Here is a 24,373-nt window from a genome sequence, read left to right as displayed (position 1 = left end):
AATGAAGGAGTTATGTAGGACATGAGAGTCATAGCTGGAGACTTTAAGGGAAGAAAACTTGAAACACCCTTTGATGACAGAGTTAGACCGACATCTGACAAGGTTAAGGAAGCTTTGTTTTCAATACTGATGAATGAGACAGGGGATGCGGTAGTCTGTGATCTCTTTGCAGGCACTGGGAGTCTTGGCATTGAAGCACTTTCCAGAGGAGCTAAAAGATGTTATTTTGCAGATGCAGCTTCTTCAAGCATAAAACTTGTAAAAGCTAATGTAAAAAAATGTGAAGCTGAAAATATGAGCGTGATTATTCATGGTGATTACTTGAATGCTCTTGGTAGAATCAAAGAAAAGGTAGATATCTTTCTTCTCGATCCTCCATACGGCAACGGTCTGGAAATAGAAGCAATTAAGGAAATAGAAAATAGAGATTTGCTAGCTAAAGACGGAGTAATTGTTGTTGAACATCATAAGGACGATAAAATGCCTGAAACTATCGGTAAATTTACCATGTATAAAGAGAAAAAATACGGTAGAATTGTATTGTCTCTTTACATATGATATAATATTACGAATTTATTTTTTAAGGAGCATCATTTATGAGAAAAGCATTATATGCAGGCTCGTTTGATCCGCTTACATGCGGACACGCAAATCTTATAAGGCGAGCGGCAAAGCTATGTGATGAACTGGTGGTGGGCGTTATCAGCAATCCTCAGAAGACACCATACTTCACGTCGGATGAAAGAGTTGAAATGATAAAGGAAGCCATTAAGGATGTACCTAATGTTAAAGTCGATGCCTTTGAAGGTCTTTTGGCTGACTATGTAAATAGAAACGGTTTTAACATGGTTGTCAGAGGGCTTAGAGGTGTGTCTGATTTTGATAACGAAATCAATATGGCTCAGATGAATGCTGTGCTTTATCAGGAAAAAGTGGAAACGGTATTTTTGATGACAGACCCTAGATTTTCGTTTATCAGTTCGAGCATGGCCAAAGAAGTTCACACTTTAGGCGGTGATCTTAAAGGACTTGTTCCCGATAATGTTTTGAATGCTATGGAGGAAAAGAAAAATGATGAGAATAGATGAACTTATCAAGGAAATTGAAGAAATAGTTAATACAGCGTCGGGAGTGCCGCTGACAGGTAAGGTAATGGTAGAAGGTGAGGAAATAATAAATATACTCAACGATATTGAAGCATGCCTTCCTGATGAAATAAAGCAGGCAAGATGGATACAGAGTGAAAAGGACAGAATACTGTCAGAAGCAAAAAAAGAGTATGAAACTGTTGTAAACGATGCTAAAAGACATGCGGAAAGTCTGGTTGAGAAGAATGTTATTTTGGCCAGAGCGCAGAAAAGAGCTGATGAGCTTATGATGGTTACGGAAGAAAATGTAAGAAGGCTTAAAATGAGCACTTACGATTATATTGATAGCGTTCTTTATAAATTCCAGGAACAGATGGCTCAGCTTAACGATATGTATGCAAAGATGTTTGACGACCTTGAAAACACTTTCAACAGAGTTGAAAATATGCTCAATGCCAACAGAGATGAAATAAAGGATATGGCATACAGAACTCAGATGGGACATGATGGAAACGGCAACAGCAATCATGGAGAATAGAGTTTTAGGTATTATAGCTGAATACAATCCTCTGCATAGCGGCCACATTTATCAGATGAATGAATGTAAGGCCGCCTGCGGAGCTGATTATACGGTGATAGTGATGAGTGGCGATTTCACGCAAAGGGGTGAACCGGCGCTGACCGATAAATGGAGCAGGACAAAAGCTGCTCTTAGGGCGGGCGCAGACCTTGTTGTGGAACTGCCATTTTATTATGCCTGTAATGGGGCAGGTTACTTTGCATCGGGAGCAGTAAAAATATTGGATGCAATGGGAGTAGTAACCCATCTTGGGTTTGGCAGCGAAGCAGGAAATATTGAAGAATTAAAAAGCGTTGCTGAAGCTTTAGCAGAAGAGACATCTGAGATATCTGACAGAATGAAAGATTTTTTATCAGTAGGCTACAGCTATCCTAAAGCAGCTGAAGCTGCCTTTGGCTTTGAAAGCAATATAGGTTATGAACCAAATAATATTCTTGCTTTAGAGTATATAAAAGCATTAAATTCCATTCACAGTAAAATAGAGCCGATTACAATAAAGCGAAGAGGTGCTGGTTATAATGATATAAAAATATCAGAAGATATGATTTCGGCTAAGGCAATTAGAAATAATCTTTTAAATAATAAAGAGTTTATAGCTGAAGGCGGAGATTTGGCTATACCGGGGTTGCCGGATTTTTCTTCCGATATTTTAAAAGAGGAAAGAGAATTTCTCGTTTTAGAGGAGGACAGCAGATATTTTGATTTATTAAGGTCTGCAATACTCAGTTCAGAGTCATGGGAACTGAGGAAAATTTTTTCCGTAACGGAAGGTATGGAAAATAAAATGAAAAACGAGGTAAGATACGCTAAGTCATTAAATGATTTTATAGACAGACTTAAAAGCAAAAGGTACACAAGAACAAGAATACAGCGTATGTGTGCACATACGGTGATAGGATTTAAAAAGAATGCCGTGATTCCAGAATACATAAGAGTTTTGGGCTTTAATAAAAGAGGCTCTAAGCTTATAAAGAAGATTAAGGAAAGCGACAATCTCAAGATGCCGGTTATCTCAAATATTAACAGAGAAAAGGCGAAGGGGATAGAAATTGATATTAAAGCATCCGACATATATAACTTGATCTGCGGCAAGGATTTGTACGCTTTTAGCGATTATGTCAAAATGATTGAAATATTCGGATAAATCTGAAATGGAGTCAATCGGTTGACTTGAAGTCGCGCAGATATATATAATATCATTGTGAAAAAATAATTCAATCTGGGAGGTATCAGAAATGTTTAAAATCACAAACACAACAAAAGCCCCTGCGGCAATAGGACCTTACTCACAGGCAATAGAATGGAATGGCATTCTGTTCGCATCCGGACAGGTACCTATCAATCCTGAAGTAGGTGATGTTACAGCTGAAGGCATCGTAGACCAGGCTGAGCAGGTTATGAAAAATATCGCAGCTATTCTCGAAGAAAACGGACTGGGATTTGAAAATGTAATTAAGACTACATGTTTCCTTGCAGACATGGGAGACTTTGCTACTTTCAACGAAGTATATGCTAAATACTTCACAGGTAAACCAGCTCGTTCATGCGTGGCAGTAAAAGAATTACCTAAGAAGGTATTATGCGAAGTAGAAATTATTGCTATCAGAGAAAAATAATTATTTATTATATTAAAGATTGGAGAAAAGAAAATGGTAACACTTGATTTGATTAAAGAAGCAGCAGAAACGCTTAAAGGTACGGCTCGTTACACTCCGCTTATTTCAGCACCAAAGCTGGGAGATAATGTGGCTATAAAGGCTGAAAACCTCCAGCTGACAGGTTCCTTCAAACTGAGAGGAGCTTTCAACAAGATTTCTTCTCTGACTGAAGAAGAAAAGGCAAAGGGCGTAATCGCATGCTCTGCAGGTAACCATGCTCAGGGTGTAGCTCTTTCTGCTACAAGAAACGGCATTAAATCCGTTATCTGTATGCCTGCAGGAGCTCCTATGCAGAAGGTAGAAGCTACTAAAGGATACGGCGGAGAAGTTGTGCTAGTTCCTGGCGTTTATGATGATGCGGCAGCTAAGGCTGAAGAACTGGTAAAAACTGAAGGATATACATTTGCTCATCCTTTTGATGATGACTATGTAATCGCTGGACAGGGAACAATTGGTCTTGAAATCCTTGAACAGAATCCTGATGTAGAAGCAGTATTTGTTCCAATCGGCGGCGGCGGACTTATCAGTGGTGTTGCATGCGCAATCAAGTCAATCAAACCTGAATGTAAGGTATACGGAGTGCAGGCAGCCGGAGCTCCTTCAATGTATGATTCCATCAACGAAGGAAAGATTATCGGTCTTGATAGTGTTGCGACTATCGCAGACGGTATCGCAGTTAAGAAGCCTGGCGAAACTACTTTTGCTATGTGCCAGAAGTATGTTGATAAAATCGTTACAGTTACAGAAGACGAAATCGCTACAGCTATTCTGACTCTGATGGAAACTCAGAAGACAGTTGCTGAGGGTGCAGGTGCTACAAGCGTTGCAGCTGTTATGTTTGATAAGGTTCCTGAAGCTAAGGGTAAGAACACTGTATGTGTTGTTTCAGGCGGTAATATCGACGTTACAACTCTTTCTAGAGTAATTACTAAAGGTCTTGTAAAGACTGGCAGAATCACAGAAATCGAAACAAAGGTTGTTGACAAACCGGGTCAGCTGGCTAACCTTCTTAAGATCGTTGCTGAAACAGGTGCAAACATCATCAGCATTGAACATCACAGAGAAGATGCTAAATCCGAAGTTAACTCAACTGTAGTTTCCCTGGCTCTGGAAACAAGAGATACAGCTCATTCTGAAGAACTTTGCAAAACTCTTCAGGACAACGGATACGAACTGTACTAATTTAAACAGATAAGAGAAATAAACATTCTCAATCTGATGACAAAATAGAGCAGTTAAAGAAGGTCAAAAAGCTTAAACGGCTTTTGGGCCTTCTTTTTTTAATTGATTTATCAATATCTTTAATGTATACTATATGAGGTATCGGCAAGAATGATACGACTTCATGATAAAAAATATCGTCAATCTATAATAACGGAGGAATTCAAATGAAAATTTTAGTAATCAACTGCGGAAGTTCTTCACTGAAATATCAGGTCCTTGATATGAACGGTGAAATACTGCTGGCAAAGGGTCTGGTTGAAAGAATCGGTATGGACGGTTCTGTAATCACTCACGAAAAAATCGGAATGGATAAAGTGAGAAACGAGACTCCTATGGAAAGCCATAAGGAAGCTATCCAGCTGGTTCTTGACGCAATAATCGATCCTGAACACGGCGTTGTTAAGGATATGAGCGAAATCGGCGCTGTAGGACATAGAGTTGTACACGCAGGAGAAAAATACGCTTCTTCAGTTCTCATCGATGACGATGTAATTCAGGCTCTGGAAGAGTGCGTAGAGCTGGCTCCGCTGCACAATCCACCAAACCTTCTCGGTATTGCAGCATGTCAGGAACTGATGCCTAATACTCCAATGGTAGGTGTATTTGATACAGCATTCCACCAGACTATGCCTCCAGAATCATATATTTACGCTATTCCTTATGAATATTATCAGAAACATAAGATCAGAAGATACGGCTTCCACGGAACTTCTCACAAATATGTGTCTCAGAGAGCAGCTGATATCATGAACTGCAACCTGGACGATCTTAAGATTATCACATGCCATCTGGGTAACGGTGCATCCGTATCCGCTATTAAGAGAGGCGTATGTATCGATACTTCTATGGGATTCACTCCGCTGGAAGGTCTGGTAATGGGTACAAGATGCGGAGATATTGACCCTGCAATCGTTACATATATCAGAGAAAAAGAACATCTTGATCAGGGTGTTGCTAATGAAATTCTCAACACTAAATCCGGCGTACTGGGTATTTCCGGCGTATCTTCAGACTTTAGAGATCTGGAAGAGGCAGCTGAAGAAGGAAATGAAAGAGCTCAGCTGGCTATCAAGGTATTTGCTCATAAGGTTAGATTCTACATCGGAGCATATATCGCTGAAATGAACGGCGTTGATGCTATCGTATTTACAGCTGGTGTAGGTGAAAACGATATCGCAATGAGAGATATCATCTGTAATGACCTTGGTAACCTGGGCATTAAGCTTGACCTTGTTAAGAATAAGACTAGAGGTAAGGAAGCAATTATCTCAAGAGATGACTCTAGAGTTAAGATTATCCTCATTCCTACAGATGAAGAACTTATGATTGCCAGAGATACACTGGAAATTGTAAAGGGGTTAAATAAATAGTTGACAGCCATTTACGATTATTGTATACTCTAATAGTTGCAAATTACATTAAGTTTGAATATATACATCGATGTGAAGGAGGTGTAGAAATGGCAGTACCTAAGAGAAAAACTTCAAAATCAAAGAGAGACAGCAGAAGAGCTCCTAACATGAAGATGAAAGCTCCGGGCTTATCAGAATGCCCACAGTGCCATGAGCCAAAACTTCCACATAGAGTTTGTCCTAACTGCAACTACTATGATGGCAAGGATATTATGGCTGACTAATGCTGATGAAATCAACCGGTCCGCAATTGCGGATCGGTTTTTTCGTGTATAAAATGAAGTTGCATTGTGACGCTTTTTTCATTTTAACGTCACGACACTGTCACCGGTCTAATATATACTACAGTTGTGTGAAAGGGATAAGAAAGATAATCACAAAGTAGCACAATAACCTCTCTATATAACGACTCATTCGAAAACAGGCGGCCCCGTTCGGCCGCCTGTTTAATTTAGGGTTATAGGACAAAAAGTGTTGATAGACCCTAGTCCCAATAACTAGGGTAGTCACCTGATCTATGGAATTCAGTCCATACGATTGCATCTCCCCATCCAGGAATTGAATCAGATAGTTTTTCCTGTCTAGTCATCTTCCTGTAAATGTCGGAGATACTCCTATCTGTTGGCATAACTTTCAATAATTCATTAGCTGAAAGCGCCTCTGGTGAGTGCATATAGCACCACCAGAAGACCGCTTTTATTCGTCTTTCAATAGAAAGGCCTCTATGACTCCTCAACATTTCTCTAAGTCTTGCCTTTACTCCACCTTCAATTTGATTAGTCGTAGCTGGTATTCTACCGATTTCTTCTATCAATTCCTCATCTAAATAGGTGAACAGTGTTCCTTCCTTTATGAGCTTTAATGTAGACCTCTGCGCTCTAATTAATCGCTCATGTGTTGGTCTTCCATTTCCAAATTCGTCGTATGTCATTTGACTTAAGAAGCTGTTGTATCTTCTCATCCAATCAATAAAACGGAGTGTCCATTCCTCTGCTTCTTCCTTGTTTTTTAAATGCAATAGATCCTTTGCTAAATTGTAAAGTTCAAATCCTGCAGAAGTCTTTGGTTTTGTTGTTGTGTACCGTCTAATCTGACAAAAGGCATGAAATGTACATCTCTTTTAGATTCAACAATTGGAGGCATTGGCCAAATATCCCAAAACATTGATGTTTTCCTTCTAAAAGTTCTACCTTCGCCGGGCATTTCCCTTTGAGTTTGCTTACTAAATAACCATTTCAAGAATATCTTTAACTGCTTTGCTGAGTTGTCGATTTTCTGTGTAAAAGTAGCGGAACAACTTTTACACAGCCATCTTTGAGAACCAGATGCTGTTTTGCCATTTCTAACACAATTATTACCACATACAGGACAAATTACATGTTTCATATATCTTCCTCCGTAACATGTTGATTTCTAAGAAGATATATTGCGAATTTGCATTGAATTTTCAATCTTTTCAACGAATTTTATCAACACTTTTTGTCCACCCTATAAGTTGTCAAAAACAACTTAAAACCGCCATAGCCGTTGAAAATTCAATAGCTATAGCGGTTTTTATCAACACTTTTTGTCCTATAACCCTGAAGTTTTCACAGGACATTTTCATCATTGATTATTTGCTGTATTTTTTCTTTCTGCTGTATGCAGTTGCTCCGAACAAACCAGTTCCTGATACAGACAGCAGGGCAATCCAGAGTGTCATATTGCTGCTGTCACCGGTTTCAGGAACATTGGTGTCTCCTTTATCAGGATCGGTTGATGTTACAGGTGCTTTCTTTTCCAATGCGTTAATAGCATCCTCGATAGCTTTTGCCATAGCGTCTACTTCCGCCTGTTCGGTAATTTTTTTATCACGAACCACCGCTGCAATAGCAGCTTCCACCTTTGAGAAGTCCTTGTAGTCATCCTTATTCAAATCATTAGCTTTTGCAATCGCTGCGTTCACCTTGCTATAATCCGCATTCTTGTATTCCAAAGCCACAATAGCATCCTCAATTGCCTTTGCCATAGCATCTACTTCCGCTTGCTCAGCTTTGCTCTTATTACGATCTACTGCTTTAACAACAGCCGTTACAGCATCATAGTTTGAATACAACTCGGAATCAAGAGCATTCGCTTTTTCTATGGCTTCATCAACCAATGTATAATCAGCTAAAATAAGCGTATCCTGCCAATGAAAAACAGGGGTACCATCTTTGCCTTGCACCCAAGTAATACCACTTGAAGCATTTGCATTGAGTTTTTCCAGCAGTTCAGGAGCAGTAAAATCCGCTACACTTTCGCCACATATACTTTGATCGAAATTAGGATCAGCTTCCGCTATTCCAAGATCCCAGTTAACAATAAGTCGTGCAACAGCGAGTCTGTCCCCGTCAGGCCAAAAGCAATTCTTTACAGTTGCATCTTCATCTACTGCTGCAATATATGTGATGTTATCAGGATTGCCGCAAGTAATATTTGTCGTGGACATAATGCAGTTAGAAATAGTAACACCCGGTTTTCCGTCAAAATCAAAGCAAGCTCCCAAAATACCGCCACATGCCGCCTGATTACTTGTCACTGAAAGAGAGCCATTGAAATAACAGTTAGAAATCAAAGCGTTCTCGCCTGCATTCTCAAACTGCCCAACAACTCCACCAACCGTTGGTGCCCGATCGCCTATATCACCTTTGGGATAAGTGCTTATCACATCAACACTTGCGCCGCATCCGATAACACGAGTATCCCCGGTGCCTTGTCCGATAAAACCGCCAATAAGCACATCAGTTGCAACTTCAACCTTACCGGAAGCATAACAATTTTCTACAGTTGAAGAAGAAGCCCATGAAATAAGTGCACCATACTCGATGCGATTGCTATCAGAACCTGCTGTTATTGTTGCGTTATAAAGATTTATATTTTTAATAGTTGCATTATGCACAGTACCAAACAGGCCAAGTCTTTGCGTTGAAGAACTACTATTCAAATTATTGATACTATGACCTTGCCCATCAAATGTTCCTGAAAAAGATGAAGTAGTGGAATTATTACCATCTTCAGAAATTGCTACCCAATTATAATCCTTCAGATCGATATCTGCATCAAGATAGACTGTTTTTCCCGTAAAAGTTATCGGTTTATCCTGATTCGTCAAGGCGGCTAAACCCGCCAACTGCTCTGCTGTTTTGATATGAAATTCTGTATCGGTTTCATTATACCAGCTTGTATCAGCTGTTCCGTCCCAAACATCTACATCATTTTCCGCAGCAAATGCAGTTGTCGGAATAATCATAAAGACCGTAGCAATCGCCAACAGCATTGCTAACCATTTGTTTCTTTTCAAAATAAAAACCTCCTTCGTTTTTTCTCGAAGGAGGTTGGATTTTTTAGTGCTCCTCCGAGAGCATATCATTCCTTTGCCCTCAGAGGTGTTGCCCTCAGAGGTGTTGCCCTCAGAGGTGTTGCCCTCAGAGGTGTTGCCCTCAGAGGTGTTGCCCTCAGAGGTGTTGCCCTCAGAGGTGTATATACCTATTAAAAATTATGCCATTTTTTTCTGCGCTTTGCAAGTGTTTTTGAAAATTCCTCTTGACAAATTTCATTTTTTATGATATGTGATTTTGTTTTTGTTCTTTGTTATAGTCTATACAACAATACAGGCAGGAGTTTTTCCTGCCTGTATTGTCTTTAAGCAAAAATCAATTCTCGGTTTATTGATTCTTCTGCTCTATTTCGAATATTATTCATTTTTCCAATCCAACACAATGGATTCTCGGATTTCAGTTTTTCAGTTATGCCTTCTCGTTCTTTCATTTGCTCAACCAACCGAAAAAACATATCCTCAGCCTGCTCATCAATATCAGCAAGGTAACTGTTCAGTTTACCGCTTGTCAGCAAGTTAATATACTGTACTTTATGATGCCTTTTAAGATACCTTGCGTGCCGCTGTCCCCATACGCCAATATGCTTTTCTCCTTTTTGGGAGGGTAATATGAGATCAGTGAAGATAATAATCGCCTTGCTTTTCGTACCAAAGACCGTTTTTTTCATCGTAAATGTACGGTTTCATTCTGTAATCCTCCATTATAAGTTGAATTATCCTTACACTTCAATCAGTTTGGCTGACTACAAAAGCAAAAGGGAGAGAACTTCCTTACGAAGTCTCTCCCTTCGGCCGCCTGTTTAATTTATTAGCTATTAAATTGTTATTTTATCAGTACTTCTGCAATCTGCACGGTGTTTGTGGCAGCACCTTTTCTGATGTTATCTGATACAACCCAGAGGTTAACTCCGCTGTCCACAGAAAAATCTCGTCTGATTCGTCCTACATAAACTTCATCTGTTCCTGCTGCGTTTCTGGCAAGAGGGTAGATACTGTTGGCAGGGTCGTCCTGTACTACTATGCCAGGTGCCTTTGCAAGGACTTCTCTAAGCTCGTCAAGATCAAAGTCATTTTCAAATTCAATATTGATTGATTCACTGTGACTGTCAAAAACAGGAACTCTGACCGTAGTTGCTGTAACTTTTATGCTGTCATCACCGAGAATTTTATGGGTCTCGTTGATCATTTTCATTTCTTCTTTGGTATATCCGTTTTCAGTGAAGACATCAATTTGCGGTATGCAGTTTCCGGCTATTGGATGAGGATAAGCATTTGTAGTATCATTTCCTGCAAGACCATTTTTAAGATCTTCAATGCCCTTTACACCTGAACCGGATACGGCCTGATAAGTTGAATATACTACTCTCTTGATTTTGTACTTATCGTGAAGTGGCTTTAATACTACCATTGCCTGTATTGTGGAACAATTAGGGTTTGCTATGATGCCCTTGTTCCATTCAACGTCTTCAGGATTTACTTCAGGTACTACAAGGGGCACTTCAGGATCCATTCTCCACTGGGAACTGTTATCCACCACCGTTACTCCATGAGCTGCGGCTATAGGTGCATATTTTTCGCTGACACTTCCACCTGCGGAAAAGAGGGCGATGTCTATATCCTTGTCGAAGCTGTGCTCGTTCAGTTCCTCAACGATGTAGTCCCTGCCCTTGAAGTTAATCGTTTTCCCGGCGGATTTTGCAGATGCCATCATATATAGCTCGTTGAAAGGGAAGTCTCTTTCTTCGAGCACTTTGAGAAAAGTCGATCCTACGACACCGGTTACTCCCACCAGGGCTACATTTGGTTTTTTATTCATTTTTTTTCCTCCTGTGCGTGATTATATTTGTAAAATTTGACTTAAATTATAACATCTAATTATGTTAATTACAATTAAATAGTCGGAATATACTGAATTTCATATACTTTTATATTTTTCAAATGTATGTTAAAATGTTGTCATACTAATTTTGGAGGATATAAATTTGAGCGTTGATTACAGCAAAAGAGCAAACTGGCTGTCATTACCGGAAAGCGACAGGGATGTGGATACTTTTTATCTGTATCCTTCTTCTTATGTAAGCCCAAAGGGTGAAAATAAGCCTTTTGCAGATATAAGAGATGAGAATATGGTGAGAATCGCAGGCACGTGCCTTGATATCCAGGGCAGCGCTTTTAGCGGTAGCACAAATGTATATGCACCTCTTTATAGACAGGTGGATCCTTTTATGGGATTTCGGTTTATAGAAGAAAATAAACAGGACTTAGTAGACGAGGTTATTCTTACCGATGCTATAGACAGCTTTGATTTCTATATTAAAAACTTCAATAAAGGTAAGCCTTTTATACTTGCAGGACATTCCCAAGGAACTACACTTTTAATGAAGGTATTGGCTACATATCTTAAAGATAAAAAAGAATTGTTAAATAAAATGGTAGCTGCATATATGATAGGTTATGGTGTTACAGAAGAATACATGAAAGAAAATAAACATCTTAGATTTGCAAAGGGCGAGACAGATACTGGTGTTTTAATTTCTTGGAATACGGAAAAACCTGAACTTGAAGAATCAACACCTATCGTAAAGGAAAAATCATTATGCATTAATCCTTTGAATTGGCGAAGAGATGCAACATATGCTCCTGTAAACATGAATTTAGGATCACTGATTAAAGGTAAGATTGTAAGACCCGGAATTGCAGATGCCAAAATCAATGTTAAAAAGGGGACATTGGAATGTAGTACTGTTAAACCGGAGGATTATCGACAGGTGTTTGATATATTTCCTGTTGGTTGCTATCACAGCATGGACTATGGATTTTATTACGAAAATATAAGGGTTAATGCGGCCAAAAGGATTGAAGCTTTTAAGAAGAAACTTTGATAATTTGTTGACAAAAATCAATTAAAAAATGCGAATGTAAATATTTATTTGAAAGGAGGCGGAGATTGTGGAATCGAGTATAAACAGAGTCTACGATGATCTGCTTGAAAGGATTGTAAATCTTTCGCTTCTGCCTGGAGAAAAAATTAGCGAAAACAAAATGAGTGAAAGATATGGCGTTTCCAGGACGGTGGTAAGAGGAGCTTTTCACAAGCTGCAGCAGATTGATTTTTTGGAAATCAGACCGCGCAGCGGTACTTTTATCACGAAGATAGATTTTGAATATATAAGATCGGCTATGCTTCTTAGACTTGCATTGGAAAAGGAGCTTATGGAGAGGATAATTGCTAATCCGAGAGAAAAGGCCGTACTTATAAAAAAGTTAAAGGAATCCTTTGAAAAACAAAAGAGTTGTGTCTCTGGAAAAGAAGATATGATAAAGTTCAACAGGTATGACAATGAATTTCATGGAGCCATATATGACGGACATAACGGAACTGATACAAAAGGGCTTGTAAACAGTCATTTGCTACATTTCGCTAGATGGAGAAATCTTACATTAAAATACGATGTGTCGCTAGATGAAATTATGAGCGAGCACGAAGATATTATAAGATTTTCCGAAGCGGGAGACATTGAAAAATTAAGAAGAATTTTAGATAAACACATTAACAGAACAGTGTACAGTATTTTTTCTTCAGGTGAAGGATTTGCAAGCTATTTTAAATGATATATTTTGATTGCAATTTTTTTAACAATCCTTTATACTTATATTCGAGGGAGATGAAAACTTGTATACAAGATTTTCAATAATAAATCAGTAATAAGTTATACAAGAGTTTCGGAGGATAGAATTGAGATTTATCGAAAAGACCATAGGCCAGGTACTGGACATGAGAGCCGAATGTACTCCGAATAAACCTGCCCTTGTAGTAGAAGATGGCATATACACATGGAAAGATATCCGCAATATTGTAAACTGTATCTGCGGAGAGATGCTTGAAATGGGCATAAAGAAAGGGGACCATGTTGGAATAATCGGAATTAACAGCGACAGTTGGATCTTTCATTATTTTGCTGCGGTAAAACTGGGAGCGGTCGCTGTTTTATTTAATACGAGATTTACAAGAGCCGAGATTGAAAGATGCGTGGCTTTAACAGAACTTAGACACTTCTATTACTCAAGAAATTTTGAAGATATAAGATACGAAGATATAATGGAGCAGCTCCTTTATCCGAAAAGTACCGTTAGAAGTTGCTGCTTTATGGAAAAGACATATGAACAATGGCAGACAATAGCCAAAGAGGGTGAAAGTATTGATATAAAGCCTTCAGAGGACTATCGTGCGACAGCCAGTATTCTTTTCACTTCGGGTACGACAGGAAACAGCAAGGGTGTTCAGCTTACCCATTATAGCCTTATGAATAACGCTATTGCTATGGCTGAAAACATGGGCTGGAATGAAGATGATAGAATGCTGACAACTGTTCCTCTGTTTCATACCTTTGGGATAACCGGATGCATACTGGCAATGCTTCATTCCTGCTACGGAATGTTGCTTTTGCAGAGCACCAGATCGATAGATATTTTTAATGCTATACAAAAGCATAAGTGCACAATTATGAACGGCGTGCCTACAATGTTTTTAGCAATGCTTAGAAATGAGCACAGAAAAGAATATGATATTTCGTCGGTAAGAAGCGGAATAATAGCCGGTTCTCAGATATTTCCGCAAGACTATCTTGATATATGTGATATGTTTGACGGAATAGAGTTGCAGCCTTCTTATGGACAGACGGAGACATCCCCATGCGTAACCATATGCAGACCTGATGATTCTCCTGATATAAAGGCCAATACAGTTGGAAGGCCGATTCCGGGAGTTGAGATTAGAACCATGAAAAAAGGTGCCGATAAGCCGTGCGGTATCAATGTGGAAGGTGAAATACAGGTCAGGGGCTATAATGTTATGGAAGGATATGTAGCCAATCCTGAGGAAACAAAAAATGTTTTCACCGATGATGGATGGCTTAAGACCGGAGATTTAGGTTACATCAGAGAGGACGGCAATCTGGTGGTAACTGGTAGGTTTAAAAATCTGATAATCAGAGGTGGCGAAAACATATCGCCTGTTGAAATAGAAAGAGCAATTAAAGAGGTCATAGGAAAGGCCGAAGTCAAAGTCTTTGGCGTACCGACCATTGTTTTGCAAGAAGAAATAGTTGCCTGTATAGAAGGAAAGGGAAGTGAAGATGATAAGCAAAAAATCATTGACCACCTTAAGGGCAGAATCAGCGGATATAAAATCCCGAAATATATCTTCTTTATAGAGGATATGCCTAGGAACAGTACAGGTAAAATCAATGAGAAGTTCCTTAAGAATAAAATCATCGCCGATATCAACGGTGAAACGAGAAAGGGACGTACCAGATAACAAGGGGCTATGCTTTACTTGATAAGTAAAGATTGATATAATAATACTGATAAAACAGTATATTTTAAGCCAACTAAAAGTTTTGTTCAAACTAAGGAGGATAAATAACGATGAGTAACACAAAAAAGCCATTGGAAGGCGTTAAAGTAGTTGAATACGCTACATTTATCGCCGCAGCTACAACAGGCAGATTTCTTGCTGACCTGGGTGCCGATGTTATCAAAGTAGAAGCCGCAAAGGGCGATCCACTGAGATACACAGCTCCAACTGAAGGAAGACCTTCCGATAAGTGGTCTCTCTTCCATGAAAACACTACATGGGATCTGGAAAACGCTAACAAGAGATGCGTATCCATTAACACTAAAGATCCTGCAGGTAAGGAAGCTCTGTTCAAGTTGCTCGAAACTGCCGATGTATTCATTACAAACAACAGGGTGCAGTCCCTCCAGAAGAACGGACTGGATTATGATTCTCTTAAAGAGAAATTCCCTAAGCTGGTTTACGCAATGATCACAGGATACGGCGAATTTGGTCCTGACAAGGATCTTCCGGGATTTGACTTCACTGCATTCTTTGCAAGAGGCGGATATCTTGAATCCCTCAGACAGAAAGGAACTGTTCCTATGAACGTTGTACCTGGTCTCGGTGACCATAATGTAGGTATGAACCTGGCAGCCGGCGTTCTGGCAGCTCTTTATCATGCTGAAAAGACTGGCGAAGGTGAAAAGGTTGAAACTTCCCTGTTCGAAACAGCTATCCACAACATGGGTATGATGGTGCAGTCCGCTCAGTACACTGATATCGGAGTTACTTACCCAATCGCTATCAGAGAATCCGACAATCCGTTCAATGCGGCTTGGGAAACAAAAGACGGCAGATTTATCCAGATTTGTGCGCCTGACTACAATACTTATTATGACAAGATCATGACAGCAATAGGCAGAACTGATCTTATCGGTGATGAAAAGTACTTCCCAGTATCCAACCTTCATGCAAACGGACTTGGAACTGAAATCTATGACCTGGTAATGTCAGCATTCAAGACTAAGACTGCTGAAGAATGGAATCCAATTCTTACTGAACAGGATATCGCATTCGGTCTGGCTCAGTCTTGGGAAGAAATCCTTGTTGATAAGCAGGCATGGGCAAATGAATGCTTCTATACAATGAAGTACGATAATGGCGCTGAAAGAACTCTTGTAAGACTGCCGGTTAAGTTCCAGGAAATGGGTATTCCTGAATACAACAGAGGACCTATGATCGGTGAACATTCTGAAGATGTTCTCAGAGAAATCGGATACTCTGAAGAAGATATCGCAAACTTCAAGGCTAACGGCGTAATCTACATCGGAGACCAGTAAGGAGACCGATATCACATGGATAAAATTTACACGTTAGGAATAGACATAGGCTCTACTTCTTCAAAATGCGTGGTGATGGCTGACGGCAGCGATGTCGTCAGCAGCGCCATAATTGAAAAGGGAGCCGGAACTGATGGTGTTGACATAGTGCTTGAAAAAGCTTTGGGCGATGCCGGTATCACCATGGATGACATCAAAATGACCATATCAACAGGATACGGCAGAAAGAGTTATAACGGTGATAAGGACATGAGTGAGCTAAGCTGTCACGCCAAAGGGGGAGCCTACATATTCGGAGAGGTTGCCACTATCATTGATATAGGCGGACAGGATGCCAAGGTTTTGAGACTGGACAAAAACGGACAGCTTCAAAATTTCGTTATGAATGATAAGTGCGCAGCAGGTACGGGACGTTTCTTGGAAGTTATGGCCAATGTGCTTCATGTTGACCTTAACGAATTCGGAGAATACGATGCCCAGGCTACCGAAAGAACTCCGATATCCTCAACCTGCACGGTGTTTGCCGAATCTGAAGTGATTTCTTGTCTGGCAAACAATGCTGATGTTAAAAACATCATAAAGGGAATACATTATTCCGTTGCAAGCCGCGTTGCAGGACAGGCAAAAAGAGTAGGTGTGGTGCCTCCTGTAGTAATGACCGGCGGAGTATCAAGAAACTCCGGCGTTGTCAGAGCTTTGGAGGAAGAACTTGACACATCTATCGCGGTGTCGGAAGACTCACAGCTCGCTGGAGCAATAGGAGCCGCGATTTATGCTTATGAATCTTATTTAAAAAACAAGTAGAAGGGAGTATGACATGAGCAACGTAGAAGCTAATGTAGATGCTAAGCCAAAAGCTAGAGATCTGTTAAACAAAATTGTTGCTGATCATTATCAGGGTGCTTGGGATGCCAAGAATGCCGGCGAAAAAGTGGGCTGGTGTGCTTCAAACTTCCCACAGGAAATTTTTGAAACAATGGGCATTAAGGTAGTTTATCCTGAAAACCAGGCAGCAGCCATCGCAGCAAAGGGCGGCGGCGAAAGAATGTGCGAAACAGCTGAAAACAACGGATATTCCAATGATATCTGTGCATATGCAAGAATCAGCCTCGCATACATGGACGTAAAGGATGCGCCTGAACTTAACATGCCTCAGCCTGATTTCGTACTGTGCTGTAACAATATCTGTAACTGCATGATTAAGTGGTACGAAAACATCGCTAAGGAACTTGATATTCCTATGATTCTCATAGATATCCCTTACAACAACGATTATGATGCTGAAGAAGACAGAATCGCTTATGTAAGAGGTCAGTTCGAGCATGCGATTAAGCAGCTGGAAGAAATCACAGGAAAGAAATGGGATGACAAGAAGTTCGAAGAGGTAATGGAAATTTCTCAGAGAACAGGTAGAGCATGGCTTGAAGCTACAAGCATGTGCAAATACACTCCATCTCCATTCAGCGGATTTGATGTATTCAACCATATGGCAGTTGCTGTATGTGCAAGAGGTAAGAAGGAATCAGCTGAAGCTTTTGAAGCTCTTCTTGAAGAATTCAAGGAAAATGTAAAGGAAGGAAAATCCACATTTAAGGGCGAAGAAAAGTACAGAGTAATGTTCGAAGGTATCGCTTGCTGGCCACATCTGAGACACACTTTCAAGACTCTGAAAGATGCAGGTGTTAACGTAACAGGTACAGTATATGCGGACGCATTCGGATATATCTACAACAATACAAACGAACTTATGCAGGCGTACTGCAGAACTCCAAACGCTATCAACTTTGAAAGATCAGCGGATATGAGACTTAAAGTCCTCAGAGAAAACAACTGCGACGGAGCTATCATTCATATCAACAGAAGCTGCAAGCAGTGGTCCGGTCAGATGTATGAACTGGAAAGAGTTATAAGAGAAGAAACAGGTATACCTACAGCTGTATTTGACGGTGACCAGGCTGACCCTAGAAACTTCTCAGAAGCTCAGTACGATACAAGGATACAGGGCCTTGTTGAAGTCATGGCCGCAAATAAGGAGGCGAAATAATCAATGAGTAATGTTGCAAACGTATTAGGTAAATTCGATGTTAGCATAGCTGAATTGGTAAAAAAATATCAGGCAGAAGGTAAGAAAATGATAGGTGTTTCTCCTATCCATATGCCTGTTGAAATGGTATACGCTTCCGGAATGATCCCAATGGGTCTTTGGGGCGGCAGCGGTGAAGTATCCGCAGCAAAGGAATATTTCCCAGCTTTCTATTGTTCAATAGTTCAGAGAGTTATGGAAATGTCCCTGACAGGTCAGCTTGATTGCCTGTCCGGTATCATGGTATCCATTCAGTGTGACTCTCTGAAAGCACTTGGACAGAATATCAGAAGAGCTGTAGGTGATAAGATTCCTTACATTCATGTAGCAATGGCTCAGAACAGAAAACTTGAATGCGGAGTTGATTTCAACGAAACTCAGTACAGAAAAGTTAAGAACCAGCTGGAAGAAATCAAGGGAGATTTCTTCTCAGATGAAGATATCGAAAAAGCTATTAAGCTCTACAACAAGTCCAAGAAACTTATGCAGGAATTTGTTGCAGTTGCAGCAGATTATCCTCAGATCATAACTCCTTCCAAGAGAAGCCAGGTTCTGACAATAGCTAACTATATGGACAGAGCTGAATATGTTGAACTTCTCGAAGAGCTCATCGCAGAACTCAAGAAGGAAGAAGTTAAACCTTGGGACGGAAAGAAAATCGTAACAACAGGAATTATGACAAGTCTTCCTAGCCTCAATGAGATTCTTGAAGAAAACAAACTCGCTATCGTAGAGGATGAAGTTGCTGAAGAATCTAGACAGTTCAGAACACTTGTTGACGAAGATACAGACAATCCTATCAGAGCTCTCGCTAAATACCTGGGAGACATCGAAGGATGTTCGGTTATGTATGATGCCGATAAACTGAGAAGCGATATGATAATCGAAAAGGTTAAGAAGTCCGGAGCAGACGGTGTACTTTATGTACAGACTAAGTTCTGTGACCCAGAAGAATTCGATTATCCTATATTCAAAAAAGCCCTCGAAAATGCCGGCATCAAGATGGTTATGATAGAAGTGGATCAGCAGATGACCAACTTTGAACAGGCACGTACATCATTGCAAACTTTTGCAGAGATGCTATAGTATATATATTTAAGGAGGATTTTTATGATTTTCGAAAAAGAACATGAATTAGTCCGTCAGCTTGCAAGATCTTTCGCTGAAAACGAAATCAAGCCAATCGCGGAAGATGTTGACAAGACAGCAGACTTTCCAATGGAAGTCTACAAGAAGATGGGCAAAGCCGGATTCTTGGGAGTTAAGACTCCAGTAGAATACGGCGGATCAGGCGGAGACCACAGATCTTATGCGATAGTAATGGAAGAAATCGCAAAAGCATCAGGTGTTGCTTCCATCTACATTTCTGGTAACAACTCCCTGTATGCGGCTCCTCTTCTGAAATTCGGTAACGAAGAACAGAAGAAAAAGTTCCTTCCTGCACTGTGCAGAGGAGACATCGTACTGGCCTTCGGTCTGACAGAACCGGGTGCGGGTTCTGACGCAGCGTCCATCTTGACTACTGCTGTAAAAGACGGAGACGACTACATCCTTAACGGAAGAAAGACATTCATCACAGCAGCGCCTTTCTCCGATTATGTAATCGTCTTTGCTAAGACAAATCCTGCCAAGGGAGTAAAAGGTATCACTGCATTCATCGTTGATTCCAAGGCAGAAGGAGTATCCTTCGGTAAGCCGGAAGATAAGATGGGTATGATCGGTTGTGCAACTTCCGACGTTGTACTGGAAGACGTAAGAGTTTCTCCAGAAAACATTCTAGGTGAAGTTGACAACGGATTCGTAAACGCAATGAAAACTCTTTCTCTGGGAAGACTTGGTATATCTGCTCAGGCTCTGGGTATCGCTACAGGCGCTATGGAAGAAGCTAAGAGCTATATCAAGGCAAGAAAGCAGTTCGGTAAGAAACTGGCTCAGTTCCAGAATATCCAGTTCCTCATTGCCGAGATGGAAACTAAGCTTTGCGCTATGAGACATCTGGTATATGATGCTGCGTATAAGATGGATATGGGCGAACCTGGTGATAAGGAAGCGTCAATGGCTAAGCTGTTCGCTACTGAAGAAGGTAAGTGGATTGTAGACAGAGCGCTCCAGATGCACGGTGGTTACGGTTACATCAAGGATTACCCAATCGAAAGAATGTACAGAGATATCAGAGTAACTTCCATCTACGAAGGTACTTCGGAAGTACAGAAGATGGTAATTTCCAAAGAAGTGCTTAAGTAACTTGTAAAGTATTTATATTATTAGGAGGAAAAAAATGACTAAAGTTATCGCTTTGAAGGAGCCTAAGGGCGTTCAGAGATTCGGGGTAGAAAAACCTGAAGGTATGGAATTTGATTTTATCGAATGGCCATGCTCTGATGAAGAACTTAAAGAAGCGCTTAAGGATGCGGATATTCTGTGGACAGGTCCAGTGGACTTTATCAGAAAAGACGTTATCGACAGCGCAAAGAACCTGAAACTTATCCAGTCTCTTGGAGTAGGTTTTGATAAAATCGACCTCGAAGCTGCAAAGGCAAACGGTGTTTATGTCTGCAACAACAGAGCCGTAAACGCTAAGTCTGTAGCTGAACATGCCGTTGGTCTTATGCTTGCGTGCCTGAAGAAGACAGCACCTAATGACGCAAGAATTAAGAACGGTGAATTTGACAAGTGCTTTGCTGAATTTAAGGCAAACGGACATAAGGAACTGGGAACAAGAACAGTTGGTCTGGTTGGTCTTGGAGCTATCGGTAAAGAAGCTTGCAAATATCTGAAGGCTTTCGGTTCCAAGGTTCTTTACTACGATGTAGTAAAGGCTGACGAAGCATTCGAAAAGGAATACGATCTTAAGTATTGTACTCTTGACGAACTTTATGAACAGTGCGATATCCTTTCTTACCATGTACCTGTACTTGACTCCACAAGAGGTATGGTAAACAAAGCAGCTATCGCAAAGATGAAGAAGGATGTTATCATTATTAACGTTGCCAGAGGAGAAATCGTTAACAACGATGATCTCAAAGAGGCTCTGAACAACGGTAGGGTAACTGCAGGTCTGGACGTAATTGCACCAGAACCACCTGCTCCTGATCATCCATTGTTTACTCTCAATGAAGTGGGTAACAATCACATTACTATTACTCCTCATATCGCAGGAACTACTGACGATGCATTCATCAGAATGGTACAGTGGTCTTACGATAACATGAGAAAAGTAATGGCAGGCGAAAAGCCTAACAATGTAGTTAACGGACTGTAAAAAAATCCGTAACTAATACTAGTTTTTTCTAAAAAAAGAGAGGTTTCAAAAATGCAAAAGAACAAGACTAAAGACATTATAATTGTCGGATTCGCGTTATTCGCAATCTTCTTTGGCGCAGGAAACTTGATCTTCCCGCCATATCTGGGCGTTATGTCAGGTAGCGACTGGGCTACATCAGCTATAGGCTTCCTGATTGCTGACCCTGTATTCCCTGTACTTGGTGTAATCGCTACCGCTATGGTAGGTGGTATGGCCGATGACATGGGTAAGAGAGTTGGACACGGCTTTGCCGTAGCTCTCGGATTCATTTCCGTAACAGTTCTGTGCGTACTCTTCGCAGTACCAAGAACAGCGGCTACTACTCACGAAGTATTTACAGTTCAGGTATTCGGAGACGGAACTATAGAATCTGTTTCCCCATGGATTACTTCCCTGATCTTCTTCATCCTCAGCTGGATTTGCGTAGTTAGATCTGCTAAGGTTGTGGACATCATCGGTAAGTTCCTTACACCTGTACTGCTCATCATCCTGATCGGAACAATTATCATTGCGATATTCAATCCTGCAGGTGAAATGGCAGCAGGTTCTCCTGGTCTTGAACAGGGAATGATCGACAGCCTCTTTATTAAGGGCTTCACAGAAGGTTATCAGACAATGGACGCTCTTGGTTCTGCTCTGATGGCTGGTATCGTTGTAACTGACCTTATCAACAAGGGATACAATGATGAAAAAGAAAGATTCAAAGTATCCATCGGTGTTGGTATCGTTGCAGCAGTACTGCTGGCTATCATCTACGGCGGACTTACTTATGTAGGTGCTACAATGTCCGGTGATCCTATGTACGCTAACGAATATCTGCCAGCTGACAACAGAACTGGTATCCTGGTAGGTATCTTTACAGAAATGTACGGCGCTGCAGGTAAATGGGCTATAGGTATCGCTACAGCTCTGGCTTGCTTGACTACTTCCGTTGGTCTGACAGGCGTTGCAGGTAACTTCTTTACAAGGGTATTTAAGAAGGATGAAAAATTCTATCAGATCATAGTAACATGCAGTACTATCCTGGCATTCTTCATCTCCCTGTTCGGAGTTAACACAATCATCAACTTCGCAGTACCTGTACTGGCTATACTGTACCCAATCTACATGTGCCTGTTCGTTGTAACTCTGTTTGACAAGTTCATCAAGTACAACTGGACTTACACTGGTGCTGTAATATTCGTAGCAATCATATCTATCCCTAAGGGAATAGCACAGCTGTTCGCAATGAACGGATGGGAAACTCCAGGATTCCTGGTATCCATCACAGATCTGTATGCTAAGATTCCACTTGCAGGTATCGATATGAACTGGATCATTCCAGCTATCGTAGGTATGATAGTATTCACTATCATCAGTGCAGTTGGTCATGTTGGCAAAACAAGAGACAACCAGTAAGCGCAATACGCGATAATTATTAATTAGTGCAAAACTAACTTATTAAGCTTCCACGAAGGGTAACCTTCGTGGAGGCTGTAAAAGAAAAGAGGGTATTTTAAATGAACTTTAACAAAGATATGTATGGCCTGGGCGCTGCCCCATCAGTAATCAGAGAAATTGCTAACTATGGTTGGCAGAGAGCTGCAGAAGTAGGCGCAGAAAACGTTTACAACTTTTCTATAGGTGACCCTTCTGTACCTGCTCCTGATGCAGTAAAGCAGGCAATGTTAAAAATCATAAACGAACAGGAACCAACTGGATATCATGCATATACTCCAGGTCCTGGTGCTCCTGACACAAGAGCAGCAGTAGCTGAAAACCTTAACAAGAGATTTGGTGTTGACTTTACAGCAGATGATATTTACATGACATGCGGAGCAGCAGCTTCTCTTAATATCACTCTTAGAGCACTTATTTCTGATCCTAAGGATGAAATTATAGTAGTAATTCCATACTTCCCAGAATATAAGGTATTTATCGAATCTCAGGGTGGTGTTCCTGTATTCGTACAGCCTGATGAACATATGAATCTTGATGTTGAAAACCTCAAGGCAGCAATTACACCTAATACAAAGGCTGTAATCATCAACTCCCCAAACAACCCAGCAGGCGTTATTTATCCTGAAGCTCTGATTGAGGAAGCTTGCAAGGTTCTTGAAGAAAAGGGTAAAGAATACGGTCATCCTATTTATGTAATTGCCGATGAACCATACAGAGAACTGGTTTTCACTGAAGAAAAAGTTTCTTTCATTCCTGCAGTATATGCAAACACAGTAGTTTGCTACTCTTGGTCTAAGTCACTTTCTCTTCCAGGAGAAAGAATTGGTTACATCGCAGTTCCTAAGGGATTCGACGGATATGACGAATTCATTCCTGCAATAAACGGTGCAGGAAGAGCGCTTGGATATGTAAACGCTCCATCCCTCATGCAGCAGGTTGTTAGAGATTGCATCGATGTAATGCCTGACATCAAGCCTTATGCTGAATGTAGAGAAGCTCTTTATGATTCTCTCGTTAACATGGGTTACACTGTTGCAAAACCATCAGGTGCATTCTACATGTACATCAAATCTCCAGATGGAAATTCTGAAGACTTTGCAGAAAGACTTAAGAAGTATGATGTACTGGTAGTTCCAGGAACTGGATTCGGAACACCTGAATATGTAAGACTCGCATACTGCTGCCCAGTAGAAAGAGTTAAGAAGGCATTACCTGCATTTGAAAAGGTTATGGCTGAATACAAATAATTGATTTTATCAATTTAATTTAAATTTACTTTTCGAAGTAAATATTCAATCGGTACTTAATATTCTGGAAGCGCGGATTAGCTACCCGCACTTCCGTAAAACACCGGCGTTCGTCTGCCGGTGTTTTTTTGGTTCTATGTCAAATGTTGGGGTAGAACTCATAAAATGAGATCGTAGGCTGGCAGAGTGTATATTCACTCTGTCAGTTTCTTTATGTTAATGAATGCATGATTCTTGCTCTGAATCTCTTAAAATTTCTGACTCCATAAGATACTCTCTTGATTACTTTTATCTTGTTGTT

Annotated in this window: 23 protein-coding genes and 1 pseudogene; 19 read left to right on the top strand and 5 right to left on the bottom strand. The window is 40.5% G+C overall.

Features of this window, described 5'->3' with window-relative positions; translation table 11 throughout:
• The first annotated feature begins 21 nt into the window (after window positions 1-21).
• The 8 genes from rsmD to rpmF all read left to right on the top strand — a co-directional run bounded on the left by rsmD (window position 22) and on the right by rpmF (window position 6,186).
• Window positions 22-558 carry a 16S rRNA (guanine(966)-N(2))-methyltransferase RsmD gene (gene rsmD, locus INF20_RS06500; RefSeq protein ID WP_226385565.1) on the top strand — a complete coding sequence of 179 codons (537 nt, stop codon included), beginning with the start codon at window positions 22-24 and terminating at the stop codon, window positions 556-558.
• 38 nt (window positions 559-596) lie between these two features.
• Window positions 597-1,088, top strand: a complete 492-nt coding sequence (gene coaD / locus INF20_RS06495) for a pantetheine-phosphate adenylyltransferase (protein ID WP_226385564.1) — start codon at window positions 597-599, stop codon at window positions 1,086-1,088.
• On the top strand, window positions 1,072-1,626 hold the full coding sequence (locus INF20_RS06490; RefSeq protein ID WP_226385563.1) for a hypothetical protein: 555 nt from the start codon (window positions 1,072-1,074) through the stop codon (window positions 1,624-1,626). The genes coaD and INF20_RS06490 overlap by 17 nt, the downstream gene beginning before the upstream one ends.
• On the top strand, window positions 1,595-2,812 hold the full coding sequence (locus tag INF20_RS06485; protein ID WP_226385562.1) for a nucleotidyltransferase: 1,218 nt from the start codon (window positions 1,595-1,597) through the stop codon (window positions 2,810-2,812). Before INF20_RS06490 ends, INF20_RS06485 begins: the two co-directional genes overlap by 32 nt.
• A gap of 91 nt (window positions 2,813-2,903) precedes the next feature.
• Complete coding sequence (locus tag INF20_RS06480) at window positions 2,904-3,284, top strand: RidA family protein (RefSeq protein ID WP_226385561.1); 381 nt, start codon at window positions 2,904-2,906, stop codon at window positions 3,282-3,284.
• 33 nt (window positions 3,285-3,317) lie between these two features.
• A complete protein-coding gene (gene ilvA, locus INF20_RS06475) occupies window positions 3,318-4,508 on the top strand; it encodes a threonine ammonia-lyase (RefSeq protein ID WP_226385560.1) in 1,191 nt (396 codons plus the stop codon).
• Between the two features lie 206 nt (window positions 4,509-4,714).
• Entirely contained in the window at window positions 4,715-5,920 is a 1,206-nt protein-coding gene (locus tag INF20_RS06470) for an acetate/propionate family kinase (protein ID WP_226385559.1), read from the top strand.
• An 89-nt stretch (window positions 5,921-6,009) separates the two neighbouring features.
• Window positions 6,010-6,186 carry a 50S ribosomal protein L32 gene (gene rpmF / locus INF20_RS06465; protein WP_226385558.1) on the top strand — a complete coding sequence of 59 codons (177 nt, stop codon included), beginning with the start codon at window positions 6,010-6,012 and terminating at the stop codon, window positions 6,184-6,186.
• 260 nt (window positions 6,187-6,446) lie between these two features.
• Here the strand turns inward: rpmF and INF20_RS06460 are convergent.
• From INF20_RS06460 to INF20_RS06445, 4 genes and pseudogenes are all read right to left on the bottom strand, one after another.
• Window positions 6,447-7,348 (bottom strand): annotated as a pseudogene (locus INF20_RS06460) (transposase-like zinc-binding domain-containing protein).
• A gap of 226 nt (window positions 7,349-7,574) precedes the next feature.
• Window positions 7,575-9,284, bottom strand: a complete 1,710-nt coding sequence (locus tag INF20_RS06455) for a hypothetical protein (RefSeq protein WP_226385557.1) — start codon at window positions 9,282-9,284, stop codon at window positions 7,575-7,577.
• 341 nt (window positions 9,285-9,625) lie between these two features.
• Window positions 9,626-9,988, bottom strand: a complete 363-nt coding sequence (locus INF20_RS06450; protein WP_449757714.1) for a TnpV protein — start codon at window positions 9,986-9,988, stop codon at window positions 9,626-9,628.
• Between the two features lie 155 nt (window positions 9,989-10,143).
• Window positions 10,144-11,136 carry an aspartate-semialdehyde dehydrogenase gene (locus tag INF20_RS06445; RefSeq protein ID WP_226385556.1) on the bottom strand — a complete coding sequence of 331 codons (993 nt, stop codon included), beginning with the start codon at window positions 11,134-11,136 and terminating at the stop codon, window positions 10,144-10,146.
• A 166-nt stretch (window positions 11,137-11,302) separates the two neighbouring features.
• On the opposite strand from INF20_RS06445, the gene INF20_RS06440 reads away from it, so the two are divergent.
• From INF20_RS06440 to INF20_RS06390, 11 genes are all read left to right on the top strand, one after another.
• On the top strand, window positions 11,303-12,202 hold the full coding sequence (locus tag INF20_RS06440) for a DUF3089 domain-containing protein (RefSeq protein WP_226385555.1): 900 nt from the start codon (window positions 11,303-11,305) through the stop codon (window positions 12,200-12,202).
• A 67-nt stretch (window positions 12,203-12,269) separates the two neighbouring features.
• Complete coding sequence (locus INF20_RS06435; protein WP_226385554.1) at window positions 12,270-12,932, top strand: GntR family transcriptional regulator; 663 nt, start codon at window positions 12,270-12,272, stop codon at window positions 12,930-12,932.
• 124 nt (window positions 12,933-13,056) lie between these two features.
• The gene (locus tag INF20_RS06430) at window positions 13,057-14,637 is read left to right on the top strand and encodes a class I adenylate-forming enzyme family protein (protein WP_226385553.1); all 1,581 of its coding nucleotides are present in this window, start codon (window positions 13,057-13,059) and stop codon (window positions 14,635-14,637) included.
• A 110-nt stretch (window positions 14,638-14,747) separates the two neighbouring features.
• Window positions 14,748-15,998 carry a CaiB/BaiF CoA transferase family protein gene (locus tag INF20_RS06425; RefSeq protein ID WP_226385552.1) on the top strand — a complete coding sequence of 417 codons (1,251 nt, stop codon included), beginning with the start codon at window positions 14,748-14,750 and terminating at the stop codon, window positions 15,996-15,998.
• A gap of 15 nt (window positions 15,999-16,013) precedes the next feature.
• Window positions 16,014-16,802, top strand: coding sequence for an acyl-CoA dehydratase activase (locus INF20_RS06420; RefSeq protein WP_264175483.1), 789 nt, complete (start codon window positions 16,014-16,016; stop codon window positions 16,800-16,802).
• 13 nt (window positions 16,803-16,815) lie between these two features.
• Window positions 16,816-18,042: a 2-hydroxyacyl-CoA dehydratase subunit D gene (locus tag INF20_RS06415; protein ID WP_226385551.1), complete on the top strand. Its 1,227-nt coding sequence runs from the start codon at window positions 16,816-16,818 to the stop codon at window positions 18,040-18,042.
• A gap of 3 nt (window positions 18,043-18,045) precedes the next feature.
• Window positions 18,046-19,167, top strand: a complete 1,122-nt coding sequence (locus INF20_RS06410) for a 2-hydroxyacyl-CoA dehydratase subunit D (protein WP_226385550.1) — start codon at window positions 18,046-18,048, stop codon at window positions 19,165-19,167.
• Window positions 19,168-19,191: 24 nt separating this feature from the next.
• Window positions 19,192-20,325 (top strand): acyl-CoA dehydrogenase family protein, encoded by a 1,134-nt coding sequence (locus INF20_RS06405; protein WP_226385549.1) that lies wholly within the window; start codon window positions 19,192-19,194, stop codon window positions 20,323-20,325.
• 34 nt (window positions 20,326-20,359) lie between these two features.
• Window positions 20,360-21,343, top strand: a complete 984-nt coding sequence (locus INF20_RS06400) for a 2-hydroxyacid dehydrogenase (RefSeq protein WP_226385548.1) — start codon at window positions 20,360-20,362, stop codon at window positions 21,341-21,343.
• Window positions 21,344-21,394: 51 nt separating this feature from the next.
• Window positions 21,395-22,783, top strand: a complete 1,389-nt coding sequence (gene brnQ / locus INF20_RS06395) for a branched-chain amino acid transport system II carrier protein (protein WP_226385547.1) — start codon at window positions 21,395-21,397, stop codon at window positions 22,781-22,783.
• Window positions 22,784-22,884: 101 nt separating this feature from the next.
• A complete protein-coding gene (locus tag INF20_RS06390; RefSeq protein ID WP_226385546.1) occupies window positions 22,885-24,072 on the top strand; it encodes a pyridoxal phosphate-dependent aminotransferase in 1,188 nt (395 codons plus the stop codon).
• A gap of 211 nt (window positions 24,073-24,283) precedes the next feature.
• Here the strand turns inward: INF20_RS06390 and INF20_RS06385 are convergent, their stop codons facing one another.
• Window positions 24,284-24,364: a transposase gene (locus INF20_RS06385; RefSeq protein ID WP_226385405.1), complete on the bottom strand. Its 81-nt coding sequence runs from the start codon at window positions 24,362-24,364 to the stop codon at window positions 24,284-24,286.
• Window positions 24,365-24,373: the final 9 nt, after the last annotated feature.

It is taken from the genome of Gallibacter intestinalis (genome assembly GCF_014982745.1).
GTDB classification, from domain to species: Bacteria; Bacillota; Clostridia; order Peptostreptococcales; family Anaerovoracaceae; genus Gallibacter; species Gallibacter intestinalis.
This window is presented reverse-complemented; position numbering and strand designations above follow the sequence as displayed.

Excerpts from the sequence above, each read along its gene's own strand:
- rsmD (WP_226385565.1), top strand. The coding sequence starts at position 22 with ATGAGAGTCATAGCTGGAGACTTTAAGGGAAGAAAACTTGAAACACCC.
- INF20_RS06420 (WP_264175483.1), top strand. The coding sequence starts at position 16,014 with ATGGATAAAATTTACACGTTAGGAATAGACATAGGCTCTACTTCTTCA.
- INF20_RS06470 (WP_226385559.1), top strand. The coding sequence starts at position 4,715 with ATGAAAATTTTAGTAATCAACTGCGGAAGTTCTTCACTGAAATATCAG.
- INF20_RS06490 (WP_226385563.1), top strand. The coding sequence starts at position 1,072 with ATGATGAGAATAGATGAACTTATCAAGGAAATTGAAGAAATAGTTAAT.
- INF20_RS06425 (WP_226385552.1), top strand. The coding sequence starts at position 14,748 with ATGAGTAACACAAAAAAGCCATTGGAAGGCGTTAAAGTAGTTGAATAC.
- INF20_RS06400 (WP_226385548.1), top strand. The coding sequence starts at position 20,360 with ATGACTAAAGTTATCGCTTTGAAGGAGCCTAAGGGCGTTCAGAGATTC.
- INF20_RS06480 (WP_226385561.1), top strand. The coding sequence starts at position 2,904 with ATGTTTAAAATCACAAACACAACAAAAGCCCCTGCGGCAATAGGACCT.
- brnQ (WP_226385547.1), top strand. The coding sequence starts at position 21,395 with ATGCAAAAGAACAAGACTAAAGACATTATAATTGTCGGATTCGCGTTA.
- ilvA (WP_226385560.1), top strand. The coding sequence starts at position 3,318 with ATGGTAACACTTGATTTGATTAAAGAAGCAGCAGAAACGCTTAAAGGT.
- INF20_RS06390 (WP_226385546.1), top strand. The coding sequence starts at position 22,885 with ATGAACTTTAACAAAGATATGTATGGCCTGGGCGCTGCCCCATCAGTA.
- INF20_RS06410 (WP_226385550.1), top strand. The coding sequence starts at position 18,046 with ATGAGTAATGTTGCAAACGTATTAGGTAAATTCGATGTTAGCATAGCT.
- INF20_RS06405 (WP_226385549.1), top strand. The coding sequence starts at position 19,192 with ATGATTTTCGAAAAAGAACATGAATTAGTCCGTCAGCTTGCAAGATCT.
- INF20_RS06415 (WP_226385551.1), top strand. The coding sequence starts at position 16,816 with ATGAGCAACGTAGAAGCTAATGTAGATGCTAAGCCAAAAGCTAGAGAT.
- INF20_RS06485 (WP_226385562.1), top strand. The coding sequence starts at position 1,595 with ATGGAAACGGCAACAGCAATCATGGAGAATAGAGTTTTAGGTATTATA.
- INF20_RS06445 (WP_226385556.1), bottom strand. The coding sequence starts at position 11,136 with ATGAATAAAAAACCAAATGTAGCCCTGGTGGGAGTAACCGGTGTCGTA.
- coaD (WP_226385564.1), top strand. The coding sequence starts at position 597 with ATGAGAAAAGCATTATATGCAGGCTCGTTTGATCCGCTTACATGCGGA.
- rpmF (WP_226385558.1), top strand. The coding sequence starts at position 6,010 with ATGGCAGTACCTAAGAGAAAAACTTCAAAATCAAAGAGAGACAGCAGA.
- INF20_RS06450 (WP_449757714.1), bottom strand. The coding sequence starts at position 9,988 with ATGAAAAAAACGGTCTTTGGTACGAAAAGCAAGGCGATTATTATCTTC.